Origin of the sequence: Meiothermus sp. (assembly GCF_037443965.1) — a bacterium.
Taxonomy (GTDB): Bacteria; Deinococcota; Deinococci; order Deinococcales; family Thermaceae; genus Meiothermus.
Map to the genome: position 1 here is coordinate 90030 of NZ_JBBINI010000006.1, position 14739 is coordinate 104768.

The 14739-nt window shown below is 64.6% G+C and carries 19 protein-coding genes; 18 read left to right on the forward strand and 1 reads right to left on the reverse strand.

The features are described from left to right. The first annotated feature begins 1 nt into the window (after position 1). From WKI89_RS05175 to WKI89_RS05250, 16 genes are all read left to right on the forward strand, one after another. On the forward strand, positions 2 to 235 hold the full coding sequence (locus tag WKI89_RS05175; RefSeq protein WP_337868147.1) for a hypothetical protein: 234 nt from the start codon (positions 2 to 4) through the stop codon (positions 233 to 235). Continuing rightward, entirely contained in the window at positions 232 to 789 is a 558-nt protein-coding gene (locus WKI89_RS05180) for an HD domain-containing phosphohydrolase (RefSeq protein WP_337868148.1), read from the forward strand. Before WKI89_RS05175 ends, WKI89_RS05180 begins: the two co-directional genes overlap by 4 nt. Beyond that, positions 777 to 1235 carry a lytic transglycosylase domain-containing protein gene (locus WKI89_RS05185; protein ID WP_337868149.1) on the forward strand — a complete coding sequence of 153 codons (459 nt, stop codon included), beginning with the start codon at positions 777 to 779 and terminating at the stop codon, positions 1233 to 1235. Before WKI89_RS05180 ends, WKI89_RS05185 begins: the two co-directional genes overlap by 13 nt. Beyond that, positions 1199 to 2170 (forward strand): AAA family ATPase, encoded by a 972-nt coding sequence (locus WKI89_RS05190; protein ID WP_337868150.1) that lies wholly within the window; start codon positions 1199 to 1201, stop codon positions 2168 to 2170. The genes WKI89_RS05185 and WKI89_RS05190 overlap by 37 nt, the downstream gene beginning before the upstream one ends. Then, entirely contained in the window at positions 2170 to 3789 is a 1620-nt protein-coding gene (locus WKI89_RS05195) for a hypothetical protein (RefSeq protein ID WP_337868151.1), read from the forward strand. The genes WKI89_RS05190 and WKI89_RS05195 overlap by 1 nt, the downstream gene beginning before the upstream one ends. 3 nt (positions 3790 to 3792) lie before the next feature. Then, the gene (locus tag WKI89_RS05200; protein ID WP_129865588.1) at positions 3793 to 4383 is read left to right on the forward strand and encodes a hypothetical protein; all 591 of its coding nucleotides are present in this window, start codon (positions 3793 to 3795) and stop codon (positions 4381 to 4383) included. Then, entirely contained in the window at positions 4380 to 4790 is a 411-nt protein-coding gene (locus WKI89_RS05205) for a hypothetical protein (RefSeq protein WP_129865587.1), read from the forward strand. The genes WKI89_RS05200 and WKI89_RS05205 overlap by 4 nt, the downstream gene beginning before the upstream one ends. Further along, entirely contained in the window at positions 4787 to 5653 is an 867-nt protein-coding gene (locus tag WKI89_RS05210; protein WP_129865586.1) for a hypothetical protein, read from the forward strand. Before WKI89_RS05205 ends, WKI89_RS05210 begins: the two co-directional genes overlap by 4 nt. Continuing rightward, entirely contained in the window at positions 5650 to 6867 is a 1218-nt protein-coding gene (locus WKI89_RS05215) for a hypothetical protein (RefSeq protein ID WP_129865585.1), read from the forward strand. Before WKI89_RS05210 ends, WKI89_RS05215 begins: the two co-directional genes overlap by 4 nt. Before the next feature lie 114 nt (positions 6868 to 6981). Continuing rightward, positions 6982 to 8280 (forward strand): S-layer homology domain-containing protein, encoded by a 1299-nt coding sequence (locus WKI89_RS05220; RefSeq protein ID WP_254431547.1) that lies wholly within the window; start codon positions 6982 to 6984, stop codon positions 8278 to 8280. Positions 8281 to 8289: 9 nt separating this feature from the next. Next, on the forward strand, positions 8290 to 8916 hold the full coding sequence (locus WKI89_RS05225; RefSeq protein WP_129865583.1) for a hypothetical protein: 627 nt from the start codon (positions 8290 to 8292) through the stop codon (positions 8914 to 8916). Beyond that, entirely contained in the window at positions 8913 to 9332 is a 420-nt protein-coding gene (locus tag WKI89_RS05230; protein ID WP_129865582.1) for a hypothetical protein, read from the forward strand. Before WKI89_RS05225 ends, WKI89_RS05230 begins: the two co-directional genes overlap by 4 nt. A gap of 109 nt (positions 9333 to 9441) precedes the next feature. Continuing rightward, positions 9442 to 10734, forward strand: a complete 1293-nt coding sequence (locus WKI89_RS05235) for a hypothetical protein (protein WP_129865581.1) — start codon at positions 9442 to 9444, stop codon at positions 10732 to 10734. Then, the gene (locus tag WKI89_RS05240) at positions 10731 to 11234 is read left to right on the forward strand and encodes a hypothetical protein (RefSeq protein ID WP_129865580.1); all 504 of its coding nucleotides are present in this window, start codon (positions 10731 to 10733) and stop codon (positions 11232 to 11234) included. Before WKI89_RS05235 ends, WKI89_RS05240 begins: the two co-directional genes overlap by 4 nt. Continuing rightward, positions 11234 to 11386 carry a hypothetical protein gene (locus WKI89_RS05245; protein ID WP_165363906.1) on the forward strand — a complete coding sequence of 51 codons (153 nt, stop codon included), beginning with the start codon at positions 11234 to 11236 and terminating at the stop codon, positions 11384 to 11386. Before WKI89_RS05240 ends, WKI89_RS05245 begins: the two co-directional genes overlap by 1 nt. After that, complete coding sequence (locus WKI89_RS05250; RefSeq protein WP_146237985.1) at positions 11338 to 11541, forward strand: hypothetical protein; 204 nt, start codon at positions 11338 to 11340, stop codon at positions 11539 to 11541. Before WKI89_RS05245 ends, WKI89_RS05250 begins: the two co-directional genes overlap by 49 nt. A gap of 46 nt (positions 11542 to 11587) precedes the next feature. On the opposite strand, the gene WKI89_RS05255 is transcribed toward WKI89_RS05250, so the two are convergent. Then, complete coding sequence (locus WKI89_RS05255) at positions 11588 to 12058, reverse strand: hypothetical protein (protein WP_110528495.1); 471 nt, start codon at positions 12056 to 12058, stop codon at positions 11588 to 11590. A gap of 89 nt (positions 12059 to 12147) precedes the next feature. Between WKI89_RS05255 and WKI89_RS05260 the strand changes: the two genes are divergently transcribed. Both WKI89_RS05260 and WKI89_RS05265 read left to right on the forward strand, forming a co-directional pair. Then, a complete protein-coding gene (locus tag WKI89_RS05260) occupies positions 12148 to 13650 on the forward strand; it encodes a VWA domain-containing protein (RefSeq protein ID WP_013012834.1) in 1503 nt (500 codons plus the stop codon). A 351-nt stretch (positions 13651 to 14001) separates the two neighbouring features. Beyond that, on the forward strand, positions 14002 to 14721 hold the full coding sequence (locus tag WKI89_RS05265; protein ID WP_119358832.1) for a sigma-70 domain-containing protein: 720 nt from the start codon (positions 14002 to 14004) through the stop codon (positions 14719 to 14721). Positions 14722 to 14739: the final 18 nt, after the last annotated feature.

Here is a 14739-nt window from a genome sequence, read left to right on the forward strand (position 1 = left end):
GGTGGAGAAGTTCTTACGAATCATCGGCTGGGTAGGGGTGGTAGTCGGTCTTTCGGGCGTGCTGCCGGGGATTTTTCTTCTCCGGGGCAGCATGATCGAGTTTGGCGTAATCAACCTGCTGCTGGGGGCGCTGGTGCTCTACCAGGGGGCGCTACTGGACGAGCTGCGCCACATCCGGCGGGGGATCGCGCGGATGGCGGTGCAGGCTGAGCGTTCGGAGGAGATGGAGCGATGATCACCCTCAAGGAGCTAGAGGAGCACGCGATATGGTTGGTGGGCCTGCTGGGGCACACCCCCAACCTGCGGCGCTGGGCGGCTCAGGCCGCGCAGGATTTTGGCCTGGGGCTGGACTTTGAGCTCGCGGCGTTGTACCACGACTACGGGCGGCTGTTCGTGCCGGGCCGCCCCTACCTGCTCCCGCGCCCCCTCACCCAGGAGGAGCAGGAGGCGATGAAAACTCACGTGGTCATCGGCTACCGCAAGCTGGCTACACTCAAGAATACCAGGATAAACAAGGTCGGGCTGGATGCGGTGCTCTACCACCACGAGCGCTGGGACGGGCAGGGGTATCTGTACGGACTTTCGGGTCAGGAAATCCCCCTGGCGGGGCGGGTGTGTGCGGTGCTGGATGCGCTGGATGCGATGCTGGCCGAGCGGCCCTACCGCCCCGCTCGTTCGTGGGTAGAGGCGTTGGGGGAACTCGAGGCGGGCAGCGGCAGCCAGTTTGATCCGGCGGTGGTGCAGTGGGCCTTGGAGTCGTTGCGCCCGGAGGGGGTATGTCGCGGCTGATGGCCCTGCTGGTGGCCCTCTCCCTGGGCCTGGCCTGCGGGCGGGTGCCTGCTGACCTGGCAGGGGTGGCGGCTTATTACGCCCGTGGCTACGGCCTCGACCCCGACCTGCTCATCGCGCTGGTCTGGGTGGAGAGCCGCTTCTGTGTGAACGCGGTCTCTCCCAAGGGGGCTGTGGGTCTGGGGCAGATTATGCCGGGGACGGGCCGGGCGATGGGCATTGCAGAGCAGCGTTTGCGTGAGCCGCAGTGGAACCTGTGGGGCAGCGCCCGCTACCTGCGGCAGCAGTGGGACACCTTCCAGGACTGGCGGCTGGCCCTGGCCGCCTATAACGCCGGGCCGGGGGCGGTGCGAAAGTACCGGGGTGTCCCCCCCTACCCCGAGACGCAGAAATACGTGAGGGACGTGCTATGGGTGTACCAGTGGTTGAAGAAAAACAAGACGTAACACGGGTCTGGGTACACGAGCGCTTCCCGGAGGAGTTCGCCCGGCTGATGGAGCGGCTGCCCCCCTGGGTGCGGGTGGAGGTGGAGGCGCACCGGGACAGCCTGGACGAGATAGTGCTCGACCTGGGCAAGCCCCTGATCTACACCGCAGCGGATCAGGTCTACATCCTGGAGAGCCGCACCGTCAACAAGGACGACCTCTCCTACCTGACCCACCGGCTGGGCGGCTTCAAGGAGAACAACCGGGCCGGGCTGGAGGGCACGTTGCACCGTGTCAGCCGCATCCAGGACGCTTACGGGGAGACGGTAGGGGTCACCATCCGCATCGGGCGCTTCGTAATGGGGGTGGCCGAACCCTTGCGGCCCTGGCTCGAGCAGAGTGGTTCGATGCTGGTGGTGGGGCCGCCCAGGACGGGGAAGACCACCCTCTTGCGGGACATCGTGCGGATTCTGGCCGGGCGCTACGGGCCACGGGTGGCGGTGGTGGACACCAGCAACGAGATCGGCGGGGATGGGAAGCTCATCCATCCCGGCATCTCCCCAGCGAGGCGCTTGCAGGTGCCAGACCCACCCTCGAAGAACCAGGGTTGGGTGATCTACCAGGCCATCGCCAACCATAGCCCCGAGGTGGTGGTGGCGGACGAGATCGGCTACAACGAGGACGTGTTTCAGTGTTTGACCGCCTCGAGGCGGGGGGTGCGGGTGGTGGCGACCGCCCACGGGGAGACCATCCTCGACCTGCTGGAAAACCCGGTGCTGCTGCCCATCCTGGGCGACCCGAACGAGGGCAGGCGCAGAAGCCGCCCGTCCTTCGCCATGTGCCTGGAGGTGCGGGGCAAGGGGAAGTTCGTGCTCTACCCCGAGTTTGCCGAGGCCCTGGACACCCTGCTCTCAGGGGGTGAACCCGAGGGATTGCAATTAGGGAGGTGGGATTGATGCGATGGATTGGACTGGCTTTGCTGCTCGGGGTAGCGCTGGCGCAAGACCCCCGCTACCCTGACACGACGCGCTACCTGGTGAGCGCCCCGGACTACCGGCTGGAACGGCTCACCCTGCTCAAATGGCCCTTTGTGGAAGTCCTGCGGGCCGACCGCTGGAAGGAGAACCAGCAGGCCCGGCGCGAGGGGCGGGCGGCGGTGGCCCACGAGTGGCGGCTACCCATGAGCGACCTGCTGACCACCCAGGAGGTGGCCCGCGACCTGAGAAAAGCCTGGCAGCGCTTCGAGGAGCGCTACTACTGGCACGTCATTACCCGGCTCAACAACCCCGCGCTCTATGCGGTGTACTGCTGGGCCGGGCTCAAGGGGCCTGACCTCAACCCGCCCCTGCCGGAGGTACAGGTGGACGTGCCCTCGGGGAGCGTACCCCAGGGGTTCGACCCAGGGCTTGGCTGGCCCAGTCCAGCCGCCCAGGGCCAGCACATGCTGGACGCCTACTGGCCGGTGCCGCAGGTGAACAGCGAGGACTTTTGCGACGGGTTAGGGCTTGAGATTCTGCCCCTGATGTACGTGCCGGGGTTCTGTCTGGACATTGACGCTATCGGCTTTTCCTGGTGCACGCCGGGGTACGAGGAAGGGCAGCCGCTGTGGTTCAACGACAGCGCAGCCCAGACACGGGTCTCGGACGGAATCTCCCACGCGGTGGCGACGTACTATCCGGCCTATCAACTCGACGTACTGAGTGCGCTGAGGCCCCGAGTGCCCACCGACCTCTCTGACCCCACAAGGCTCAGGGTCTTCGCCCCCATGCCCTGGCAGGCCCATGTGCTGGAGGGGGGCGCGGTGGTGACGCCGGTGATGCGGACGCTGGACGGCCTCACCCCGCAGAACCTGGTGAGCGAGGCCCAGGGGATGCTGCAAACCTTGCAGCGGGCGTTGCCCCGGCTACCCGAGGCTGAGCGGCTGGCCGGGACGGCCTACTACTACCAGGCGCTCAATAGCCTGTCCAAGCTGTCTTTTTTGCAGCCAGTCAGCGCCCAGTTGACCGGGCTTATCGCTGGGCTGGACGAGAAGGCTATGCGACTGGCGCTGAACACCCTGGCCGCTACCGACGAGGGGAGCAAGCTGGCCGGGCGCGACCTCTTCATCAACCACAAGAACGCGCCGGGGGCCTGGCGGCTGGAGGAGCTCAAGCGCTGGTTCCCCCCCTCCAATCCCTACATCTACGAGCGGTTTGGCTATCTAAGCTTCTTCCAGGTCTGGAACCGGGCTGAGGTCACCACCGTGCCCGACTTCCGCGCCGACCGCAACCCCTTGGGGGTGGCGGCCTCATTAGGGATGCGGGCTTTGTTCTACTGGTGGGTGCCGGTGCGGATCAAAGTGAGCCTGATCCCCAGCCCGCCCTTCATCAGTCTGACGGGAAGCCTGGACTTCCCCCGGCCCATCCCCGTAGCGCCCTATGTGCTCCCCTTCGCGGGTGAGCGCACCTACTGGGGGTGGGTGAGCGTGCCGGAAGGGTACGAGATTCCCAGGGTCAAGGGCCAGCCGGGGCTGGGGGTGAGCGGGGTGAGCATCCCCGGCTTCTCGGGCAACGTGTACGACCTGCTGTTGAGGTGAAGGATGCGCTGGATTTATGTGCTGTTTCTGACGGTTTTCCTCGGAGGAGGAAGCCTGGCGATTGATGCGCGGGACTACAAGACCGCCTACGACCTCTTGCGGAACGGGCTGTGCGCCCTGCGGATTACCTGCCTGCTACCGGCGGACATGATCTATCCGGCTGACTGGCAGCAGGATGTGCAAAGCCGCCTCGAGCGCTCCCGTGAGGTGCTGATCATCGGGGACGTGCAGTCCTTCCAGCCGGTGATCCAGTACCTCGACGGCTGGTTACGCACCACCGACCCCCAGCGCCAGCAGCAGCGGCCCCAGATTTTCGCGGTAGTCCCGCAGGAACAGGTGGTGTGGTTTAGAGGCTGGACGGAGAATCGTGAGCTGTCCAGCTTCGTGAAGGTGGCGGCCAGCAGCAACGAGAACGAACCGCTAGGAGTGGTGGGGCGCACGGGCCTGCCCCTGCTCATCCTGGACAACCAGGTGGTCTACATGCCGAGCTGGTGGCAGCTCGACGGCCCCACCCTGCGCCAGGTGCTCACCTGGGGACGCTTGCTGGTGGATCAGATCAGGAACGCCCAGCAGCGCAAGCAGGAGGTCAAATGAGATTCCTGGCCTTCCTTCTTCTGGGGATGGGTTTGGGCCTCGCTCAGGGTCAGAGTCAGCAAATCCTGTTCCAGACCCCCAGTCTTGCCCAGGCGGTGGGATGGGTGAGCAGCGTAGGGGGGCAAGATGCCCTGGTGATTGGCGACCTCCCTGACCCCGCTTTCGCCCGTGTCCTACCCGCACGCACCCGCGTGCTGGTGGGGGGCGCACTGCCCGGCTGGGTGCGAACCGGGATGGAGGTGCGCTACCTCAAGGGTTTGAGGGGTAAAGGCATGTTGCTCATTGACCGGAGGTACTTCGTGGTGCGGGATAACAAAGGGCTGTGGACGGTACTGGCAAGCCCGGAGATCGGGATGCAGGTGGCCTACTACCTCGAGCAGCTCTGGCAGATGGGAGGACGCTCATGAGATGGATTGGCGCTTTGCTGCTCAGCGGCCTGGCCTGGGCCTGCCCGCTCACGCTGGAGGTGAACCCCCAGGGCGGGGTGGTGAGCCCTGGCAACCTGAACGTAACGGTGCGTTCGGGGGCGGTGGTGGAGCGGCTGGAGCTCTCCCTTCGCATTGAGGGACGCTGGGATACCTACTCGCAGGTCTGGGCGTGGCAAAACACCAACGCTGGTAGCCTGAGCCTGTCTGTAAACGCTTCGCTCAACGGGCAGTACATCTTCAGCGCCAGCAGCCCCAACTGTGCGGCGGTGGCCCAGGCCAGGGTGATGGTGCTGATCCCCTGGACGGTGGAGGGGGGGCAGCTTCCTTGGCTGCTATGGCGGGAGGCGGAGGCAACGAACTACATCGAAATGTTTGGAAACCTCCGAGGCGGACAGCCCATGTTCATCGAGGGCCTGGTCACCGGCCTGGCCGAGCCGGTGCGGGCGGTCTTGCGGGACTACCTGGTGCGGGGCTATTTGAACCGGGACGGCAACTTTCTCCCCCGCTGCACAGGCATCTGTTACTCGATAGCCCCGGTGCAGAGCCGGTTGTATGCGGTGCAGGGACAGGCGGTGAGCGGCCTGTTTCAGCAGGGAGGGGTGAGCTTGGGAGCCTTTGGTGGCATCCGCGACAGCCGCTCGTATGAGATCGGCGGACGGGGGGTGGCGGGGGTGCTGGTGGTGCGGGGCTACCGGCACGACTACATCCTGCTTTCGGCAGTGGGGGACTTCAGCGACCCCCAGGTGCAGGTGGTGGAGCTACCCAAAGGGGGCGCTGAACTCTTCCGCAAGGCGCTCTCCCTGGCCGCGCTGCAACAGAGTGCTCGGGAGGTAACCCCATGAGAAGTATCTGGATGATTCTGGCCTCAATGGGCCTGGGCCTGGCCCAGACCACCGGCGGTAGCCTGAACGACCTGGCGGGGCTCAAGAGTGTGCTGAACACGCCGGGGGAACTGCATCTGGTAGTGCCCAGCATCACCCCGTGGGCTATTCAGCTTTCCCAGTGGCGCACGGTGGGGCCCACGACCTTTTACCTACCCCAGACGGAGGCCAGGCGGTATTGCGGCAGCGCCAACGCCGCTATTCGGGTGCTGCCGGGCAGTATCCGGGAGCCCATCGGCCTCATTGTGGGTAAGGGCAGTACCCTCGACGGCATCGTGCTCAGGGGTCAGGGGCTCATCTACGACCCTGGATGGGCCGAGAACGACCGCATCGCCCTGTGGATGGGGCTTTCCGGGGCTCCCCGCGAGGGCCGCACCTGGGTGGAGGGTAGCTGGACGGGGGCGCTCACCGCACGGGTGGAGCTGCTGACCACCGAGCGCTACCTGGGCGACCCCCAGAGCAGCAACTACCTGTTTACCCATGTGTGGAACGGGCGGCTGCTGGACGTACAGGTGCAGGGCTATGACCCCTACCGCATCTACAGCGGCCAGACCCTACCCCTGGTAGAAGCAGGCGGGACGGTACGGGGGGACTGCACGCTGGTTTCACGGACGGCGCGGGTGGAGGTGGGGGTGGACACCAGCCGGACGAGCCGGTATACGGGGGCGCTCGGGAACAACACGAGCTTCACTTTTGACCCTGGTACGGGGTTGGAGACCTTCCGCTCGGTGGAGTACGCCGCCAGTTGCCGGTTTGGTTGTGGCTGGCGCGGATACTACATCTATGACCTCCAGGGACGCTACCGGGGCAGTGGTGAAGGCACTCAGTGCGGGTGGAACTGGTGTACGGCGGCTGACATCTATCCCCGGCTCTTCGAGACCCGTAAGACCCACGAGGAGGTCACCGCCCGCATCCGACCCTGGCTCGAGCGCACCTACTGGCAGGTACAGGGCACCTTCCCCGTAGAGGCAGGGGGAATCGTGCGGGTGAACGGTCAGGTCTGGCAGATTCCGGGGCTGGAAGGCTACGGCAGAAGACCGCAAGGCGTGGGTATCGAGTGGTTGCGGGGGGAACCTTTTGTCAGCAACCTGGCAATGGCGACCGGGCTGATGGGAGGCGAGGCTTACCGGGGCCAGGTGGTGCGCTTGCAGGATTATTGTGCAAATATGCGGTAATATAGTATTGCTATGGCTTTGCAAAATAATCTTAGGCAACTAGCAAAAGTCGGTTTTTCAGTCTGGAGTACCAGTCTAGGTTTAGCCCTCGCGCAACAGGCCCCCTTCTCGGATGTGCCTGCCAACCTGGAGAGCATCCGGTTTCTCTATGAGAAGGGCATCGTGCAGGGCTACCCGGACGGCACCTTCAGGGGAAGGGAATATATGACCCGCTATCAGGTGGCCGCCATGCTGTACCGCACCTATCTGGTTTTTGCGGATGACGTGGCGAAGCGGGTGCGGGAGGCGTTAGCCCAGGACTCCCAGGCCCGGCTCGAGGAGGCGCTGGCCGCCATCAGCGATCTCCAGGAGGCGTTGAAGATCGTGCAGGAGGCGCTGGAGGACTACCCCGAGGTCAAGGCGGGCCTGGAGGAGACCCGCAAGAACGTGGAGGGGCTGGCCGAGGAACTGGCCCAGGTGTCCAGCCAGATGGTAACGCGGGAGGAAATCGGGGAACTGCTCGGTTCGGTAGGTGCGCTGGAGAACCTGATCAAGCGCGGCGAGGCCGACTTACGCACGCTTCAGGCCCGGGTGAACGCCCTCGAGCAGGTCATCCGCGACCTCGAGGGGCGTACCCAGGCCGCTCAGGGGGAACTGAACAAAAAGGTCTTTGAACTGGGCGGACGGGTGGACACCCTGGAGAAGAAAGGCAAGAACGCCCCAAGGCTCACCGTAGGGGGTTCGGTCGGCCTCTCGGACGGGCAGCCGGACGGTGAGGTGTTCGTCCAGGGAGAGGCGAACGGCGTTCGGCTCACCGGACGGCTATCCCAGGCGGGCGTACAGGTGCGGGCCGAACAGGACGGACTGGCGCTCCAGCACCGCTCCCAGAACGGTGTTGCGGAGAGCCGGGGCGATCTCAAGGCGTTCGAGGGGGTGGCCCTGAAACTGAGCGCAGGCTACGGGGATTCGGCTTTTGGGGTGGCCTCGGTGGTGCATGAGCCGGACGGCGGTCTGGTTCCCGGCCTGGTGGCCGAGGGCGGGGTGGGGGCCGGATTCCATGAGGGCAACCTGTCCCGCAACCTGCTGTTTGCTCGGGTGGGCTACCGCTTCGGCAACCTGACCCCAACCTTGGGGTACTACCGTTACCAGGGCGAGGAGCCCTACAGCTTGCTGGAAGGGCGGCTCGACTGGAAAGCCGACTTTGGCAGCCTTGGGGGGTACTACCGGCTGGTGGCGTTCCCCGGAAGCGGAACCCAGGGCAGCGAGTGGGGGGTGCAGTTCCAGTCCAACAGCAACCCCTTTTTGGAGCTCGGCCTCAAGAGCGTGGACGGGCTGGTGGCAGGCGAGCCGGGCAGCTTCAGCTTCCGCTACCTGAACGCAACGGCCAGCCGGACGGACTTCACGGTACGGGTAGGGTACAAGCTGGGGTTCTAGGAGGCAGCGTTGAAAAGGTTGGTTATTCTCGGGGGGGCCGCGCTGGCCCTCCTGGTCTCTGGATGCGACACCCTGTCCGGGATTGCGGGTGAGTTCCAGCCCACGCCGGAGGTGGAGGTGGTGGGGGCGCTCGAGGGGGCCTGCGTTCGGCTCGAGGCCCTGAAGGACAACCGGACGGCGGGAAGCTGGACGAGCTGTACAGCCCCGTACACCTTCCGGGTCAGCTTGCCGAACGGGGCGTACACCCTGGTCGGACGGGCCGAACGGGATGGGCTGGTCTACCAGGAGGGCCGGACGGAGGCCACGCTGGAACGCGGACGCCGAACGCTGGTGGGGTTGTCCCGTAAACGGGTGAACGTTCAGGTAACGGCAGCCTGGGTTGACCCTGGACAGGGAGGGCTGGCCGAGGCCTGGATGCTCCCCCAGGAGGCGGCGGGCGTGCCCACCTACGCCGACACCCCACCGGCCACCCTGAACGGGCGGGTGCTGGTGGCTCGTGAGGTGGTGGCCCAGGGTAAGGCCACCCTGTCCACCCCGACCGGGAAGGACGTGGCCTTCCGGCTGGTGCAGGGTGAGACCGAGGGGGTGGTGCGGGTCAGCCGGTTGGAGGCGGACGGGAGGGTGGTGGTGCCATGAACGAGCCCGAACGTCGGACGAACGTGGTGTTCTGGGCGCTGGCGGCCCTGGTGTACGCAGCCTATATCGGGTTGGCGGTAATGTACTCACCCAACCTGCTCGCAGTGGCAGTCCTGGCTGTAATCCCGGCTTTGCGGCTTGCCTCGCACGAGGCGACGGCGGGGCTGGGTATAGGACTGGGTTCGGGCTGGACGGTGGGGGTGCTGTCTATGGGCCCCCGGCTGGACGAGCAGGGGTTCGTGCAGGCGATGATGGTGGCAGTAGCGGCAGCCTACACCGCACAGATGCTCGTGCTGGCAAGCAGGCAGGAGCGGCGGAGCTGGTGGTGGGAGATCGGTATGGTGGTTGGCTTCGGGATATGGCTTGCCTGGGTCAAGTACACGATGGGCCCCCTGCCCTTCCCAGTCAAACCCTGAAACTGGACATGTTTGTAGCGCCTTATTTACCACCTTCCCCCTCCCCCGGACACCCCCTGTCCTTTTGCGTGTGGGAGAGAGGAAAACGCTAAAAAGACAGAGGTTGAAAATGTCTAACGAGGATGAAGAAAAAAACGTGCAGGCGAGAGAAAAGGTGGTTGAACCCCCTCTAGTGGACAGGGTGGAGGGACAGGATGGACACCCCCTGGACACCCCCCCTGTCCTGGCTGTGGACAACCCGGATGGACAGGGTGGACAGGGTGATGGACAACCCCGGACAACCTCAAAGGACAGGATGGACAACCTGGATGGACAGGATGGACAACCCCCCTTGTCCAGGATGGACAACCCCCTGCCGGTCGCTGAAGCGAGACCTCTGACCGGCAAGAACCGCACCCGCTGGCGGGAGGACTACCGGGCGGTGTTCGGGGAGGTGGACGAGCTGTTCGAGGCGCGGGTGAGCCGGGCCATGCGCTTGATGGAGAACGGAGCGGTGCGGAGTCGGAAGGAGGCCCTTGAACAGATCAGGGACTTGCCTCCCGAACCGAACAGCCAGGAGGAGCCAGGGGGCAAGACTGCCCCAGTTGGGTCGGACGTACAACCAAACGTGGACACCGAAACGAGCCCTGCTTCCTCTTCCGAGGAAAACCGCAGCCGCCTCAAGTGGATCGAGGCTTACCGGACGGTGTTCGGGGAGGAGCCGAACGGACAGCTAGCCGAGGCCCGGATGCGGGCGGCCATGAACTTCTACAGCCCCGAACGTTCGGTCGGACGGCGGCAGGCTTTGGAGGCCGTGCGAGCGTCCGAGGAGGAGGCGGCCAGCCGGACGCGGGAGGCCGAACGGGTGTTCGAGGTGGACGAACCGGACGATCCCCTGTTGGGACGGGCAGGGCCCGTACACCGAACGGACGAGGAGCCAGAGGGGGAGTGGCTCCCCCTGCCCAGCGAGGATGCCCTGACCCTGGGGGCGGCGCTGATGAAGATAGGCCGCCTCGAGGCCGAGGTGGAGGAGCTACGCCGGGCGGTGGCCCGGCTGGAGGCGGGCCTGCACCGCAGCGAGACCCGGTTGGGGGGGATGGCCCCAGGGCTTCGGGCCTTACGCGAGGCGGTACGGGAGGCCAGAGACCTGGCCCTGAAGGTGAGCCATAGGGTAGACACCCTCGCGCCTGCTTCCTCTTCCGAGGATAAATCCCTGCCCCCCGGCAAGAAGGAGCTACGGGAGCTGCGGGCCCGGATGGACGAGGAGCGGGGGCGGATATTGCTCGAGGTAGAGAACCGGTTGGAGGAGGCCGAGGAGCTCATGCGGCGCTCGACGGAGAACCGCATCGCGGCTTTAGAATCTTGGGTGCGGCGGGTCAGCCGCTACCTTGGCATCGGAAAGAAAGGAGGGTTTTTTAGATGAGAATCAGAGGTTTGTTGGTACTGGTGGTGGTAATGGGGTTTGCCCTGGCCCAGGGGGAGGTGATGACCCCCGGCGGGCTGCCGACTCCCCTTGGGCCTCTGTGGCGGCCACTGCCGGCGGAGGAGTGCAACGCGGTGTGGACAGCCCTCAAGGAGGAGGTCAAGGCCGTAACCTTGCGGGGGTTGCCTGAACCCAAGACGGTCAACTGCCTCTTCTTCAACAAGGCCCAGCGGAACAATGCCCTGGGGTGGGAGATGGGCAACAAGACCCTCGATCAGGTCTTTACCGAAGGGTGGGAGCGTCAGCGGGGCGTGTTTGAGATGCTGCGGAACAATAGTAATCAGCCTCGGGCGGTGGGCCGGTTCAGCTTTCAGCCTACGCCAAAGAGCTTTGTGTCGGTCTTCTTCGGCTTCAGCCCCCTTTTCTTCCGCCCGATCTATGACCTGATCTACGCCCTGGAGCGGGAGAACGACGTGGTGCTGGTAGAGCCTCGACTCTGATGACCCTCGAGCACGTCGCGTTGGTCTGGCAACAGGGTGTGGGCTTCGGCTTCAAGGCTGGGGTGGGGGTGGGAATTGCGGTGGGTCTGCTGCTGGCCTGGCTGTGGCTGGCCTGGCTGTGGCGGTGGGTGCGTTCGCAGGCCGGGCGCTGAACGACGCGGGCCTCCTCGGGGACAGGGATGCCCAGCCAGACCTTGGGGTGGACGAACTGAGCCCCGGGCACGGCCAGCCGGGTGGTGAAGGAGGGGTGGACCCAGGCAAGCCCCTCGAGCAGTTCCCCGAAGCCAGCCTGGATGGGGCTCACTGACCACCCCGGGTGACAGACGCCTTTCCTCCCGCCCGCCGTAGGAGTGTCAACGCGGCTTGAACCTCACTCGGGTGAAGCCTAGAGTCTCGCTGTCGAAGGAGTAGCCCCGGCTCAGGTCAGCCTCCGGCTGGCTAGGATCAGCGAACGTCATCAGATCAATCAACGGCTCTAAAGTTCGGTCTAGCAAGACCGTCAAGCCCAGCCACTCCTCCCGCGCTCGCTCGAAGGCTGCACGATCGAGCAGGAGTTGCTCGAGTTCCATCACCCCTGCCCGCAGTCGGACCAGGTCCTTTAGGTAGCGCAGGTAGGCCTCATCCATGGGTTCCACTGGTCGAGCGGCAAGACCCAACAGCAGGGCATTGACTTGTCCGTTCAGCTCCGAGACAGCCTGGGTTACTGCGGCCGCGAGCTCGAGGCCTCCTGGGCCAGGCTCCCGAGCCAGACGGCTCAGCGCTTCGGCTGCCTCGAGTAGGCTCCCCCGCAGCAACTCTAGATCAGGATCAGACATGGGCTGCATGTTGCCAGTATAGACCTGGGACCTTTGCATACCGCCCAGCAGGTCATCCAAACATCCTTGGTCTAGTTCTTACTGTTAGACTTAAGTCCATGAACAAGGTTCGTTTTTTGTTAGCGTTAACTGCATTGCTATCAGCTTGTTCTGTCAGTCCCAGCAAGGTGAATCTTGGTCAGGAACGACCCGACCCTGATGCTGTCACTGTTCAGTTCGATCCCATAGGAGGTACGGCTGGGGGTGTAAGCGCACAGGGGATCGACATCAGCCTATGCGTCTTCACCCTGAATTATCCGCACCAGTCGGGGTACAATCCTACCGAAGTCAAAGCCGATGCCATCGGTCGATGCCCGCCCAGCAGTGAGCCCTTCCTCCTCACAGCGTTCCTGGAGCTAGAACGCAACCAGGGCGGGGTCTGGACCAAGGTTGCCACCGGCCCCCGGGTCCGTAAGGAGGTGGGAGCGGCAGGTGCGACCTGGAGGCAGTACGAGCTGGTCGTTGTGGCCACTTGCCGTGACGGAGTCTACCGAAGCAAGCTCAACATCGAGGCGGTCAACCCTGATGGCGGGGTGATCGCGATTCCGCTAGCACGGCGGTACTCCAACGAGCGCAATGTTCAGTGCAGACCCCGCGCAGTATCGTTGGTGGTCGATGATACCGGCTCAATGGGCAGCGTCATCGGAGCGGTCAAGGCTTCCCTCGCCGGGTATATAAATAGCATCCCTGAGGACGAGTACACCCTGTGGAACCTGATCACCTTCAAAGACGACGTCAGGGTCCTGGGCACCACCACCGACCGCAACGCCATCCTTGGTTGGGTAAATGGCCTCTACGCCTGGGGTGGCGATGACTGTCCCGAGAACGTGCTAGGCGGAATCAGCTCGGGGATCTTGGCCCTTTGGCCTTATGTGGACCACACTCGAGATCTGGTGGTAATCACCGACGCCTCAGCCCAGCCCGGCGACGTGAGCGGGATCCTCGCGGTGGCCAAGCTCAACAATGTCCGGGTGAACGTGCTGCTCTCAGGGGATTGTGGTCTCCCGCCCGCTTCGGTATCCAGCCGGGCAGGCATTGGCGTTCAGAGCGTGAGCACAACGGCGCTTTCTAGCCAGGTCGTGCTCAAGCGCATCGCCGAGGAAACCGGGGGCAAGTACTTCTACCTCCCCGGCGGAAGCCAGTCCGATTTCGAGTATGCCCTGGGTGAAATCTTCAACAACATCCGGGACACCGACCCTTCCACGGTAGACCGTGAGCCCCCCAGTGTTACCGTGAGCGTTACCCCATCTACCCTCTGGCCACCCAACCACAAGCTGGTCGAGGTCAAGCCTGCTGTAAGTGCCAGCGACAACCTCGACCCTACCCCAAGGGTGGAGCTGGTCGGGGTGAAGGTAAGCGAGCCCGACGACGGCCAGGGCGACGGGAACACCGCTGATGACGTGCAGATCACCACTAACGGCCGGATCTTCGTGCGGGCCGAGCGCAGCGCCCAGGGCAACCGCCGCGTCTACACAGTCACGTACCGGGCCACCGACGCCAGCGGGAACACTGGCTACGGCTCGGCCGACGTGGTGGTACCCCATGACCGCTCCGGAAAGTAGGCTACTGAAGGTTCGCAACGCCGGGCGGGTCCGCCCGGCGTTGCCGGCTGCGGAGAACTCGACGCTTCTCCAAGGGCCAGGGCGCCCGTATGAGGATGCGCCTGCCGTCGTATATCTGTTGGCGGTAGACGTCGGACCCTGCGTAAGCGCGCTGACCGGAACGGAGGTATGCGGGCCTTAAAAACACGACCGCGGCCATACATAACACCTAGACACCTAACCCCCCTTGCGGGGGGCTTCGGTGCAGGAAGTAAAACCATCAGCACTCGGCTGTGGCAGCCTTCGCAGGCGTCCTCAGTATGTCACTTCTTATTGCCGTTATCAAGTATTATATTCCCAGGAGGTAAAGCCATGTACGACAGCATCCGGCTGATGGTCGGCGGCCTCGGGCTTTTGTCGCGGGAGATGGTCATGCGGAACTACATCGCTTACAAGCACGGGGATGGCCAGGCTTTCGAGGCCCTGGTGGCGCACTACGGCTACCTGGCGTTCGAGAAGGCTTTCCGGCTGTTCCACCGCCTCGGCGACGAGGCCCGTGACCTGGCCCAGGAGCTTTTGTGTGAAGTGGTGGAGGTGCTCTCGAAACCGCTTCCCTCCGGCTCCAAGAACCTCACCTTCTGGGTGAACGTGGCCCTCGACCGCAAGGTCCGGGAGCGGCTGACCCAGGACGGCGTGGGCACGTACCGCGAGAACCGGCTTCTCAAGAAGCTGGTGGCGGTGCGGCTGGAGCTGGAAGGGGAAAAGGGACGCGCCCCCACCCACCCCGAGCTGGCGCAGGCCCTCGGGGTCGATGAGGAGACCCTCGAGCGCCTGCTCTACCTGGAGGAGGCAAACCGCATTCTCAGCCTATCGGCTCCACACCCGGAGACCGGCACACGGCTGGAGGAGATGGTTGCGTCAACCGAAGAGGAAGACGTGCTCGAGGAGCTTGAGGAAGCCCTGGAGAAAGCCCGACTGGGGCTGAAGGCTGAGGAACTCTCTACACTCGACCGCTTCCTGGCGGGAGAGGAAGTCTCCCAGGCCAATCTGGACGCCCTGGCGGCGACGCTCAAGGCCCGCATGGTCGCATAGCAGGCAAGCCTTTTTGCC

Bases quoted from the DNA above. Each gene is read 5' to 3' on its own strand.
- WKI89_RS05180 (WP_337868148.1), top strand. From the start codon at position 232: ATGATCACCCTCAAGGAGCTAGAGGAGCACGCGATATGGTTGGTGGGC.
- WKI89_RS05185 (WP_337868149.1), top strand. From the start codon at position 777: ATGTCGCGGCTGATGGCCCTGCTGGTGGCCCTCTCCCTGGGCCTGGCC.
- WKI89_RS05190 (WP_337868150.1), top strand. From the start codon at position 1,199: ATGGGTGTACCAGTGGTTGAAGAAAAACAAGACGTAACACGGGTCTGG.
- WKI89_RS05195 (WP_337868151.1), top strand. From the start codon at position 2,170: ATGCGATGGATTGGACTGGCTTTGCTGCTCGGGGTAGCGCTGGCGCAA.
- WKI89_RS05200 (WP_129865588.1), top strand. From the start codon at position 3,793: ATGCGCTGGATTTATGTGCTGTTTCTGACGGTTTTCCTCGGAGGAGGA.
- WKI89_RS05205 (WP_129865587.1), top strand. From the start codon at position 4,380: ATGAGATTCCTGGCCTTCCTTCTTCTGGGGATGGGTTTGGGCCTCGCT.
- WKI89_RS05210 (WP_129865586.1), top strand. From the start codon at position 4,787: ATGAGATGGATTGGCGCTTTGCTGCTCAGCGGCCTGGCCTGGGCCTGC.
- WKI89_RS05215 (WP_129865585.1), top strand. From the start codon at position 5,650: ATGAGAAGTATCTGGATGATTCTGGCCTCAATGGGCCTGGGCCTGGCC.
- WKI89_RS05230 (WP_129865582.1), top strand. From the start codon at position 8,913: ATGAACGAGCCCGAACGTCGGACGAACGTGGTGTTCTGGGCGCTGGCG.
- WKI89_RS05235 (WP_129865581.1), top strand. From the start codon at position 9,442: ATGTCTAACGAGGATGAAGAAAAAAACGTGCAGGCGAGAGAAAAGGTG.
- WKI89_RS05240 (WP_129865580.1), top strand. From the start codon at position 10,731: ATGAGAATCAGAGGTTTGTTGGTACTGGTGGTGGTAATGGGGTTTGCC.
- WKI89_RS05245 (WP_165363906.1), top strand. From the start codon at position 11,234: ATGACCCTCGAGCACGTCGCGTTGGTCTGGCAACAGGGTGTGGGCTTC.
- WKI89_RS05255 (WP_110528495.1), bottom strand. From the start codon at position 12,058: ATGCAGCCCATGTCTGATCCTGATCTAGAGTTGCTGCGGGGGAGCCTA.
- WKI89_RS05260 (WP_013012834.1), top strand. From the start codon at position 12,148: ATGAACAAGGTTCGTTTTTTGTTAGCGTTAACTGCATTGCTATCAGCT.
- WKI89_RS05265 (WP_119358832.1), top strand. From the start codon at position 14,002: ATGTACGACAGCATCCGGCTGATGGTCGGCGGCCTCGGGCTTTTGTCG.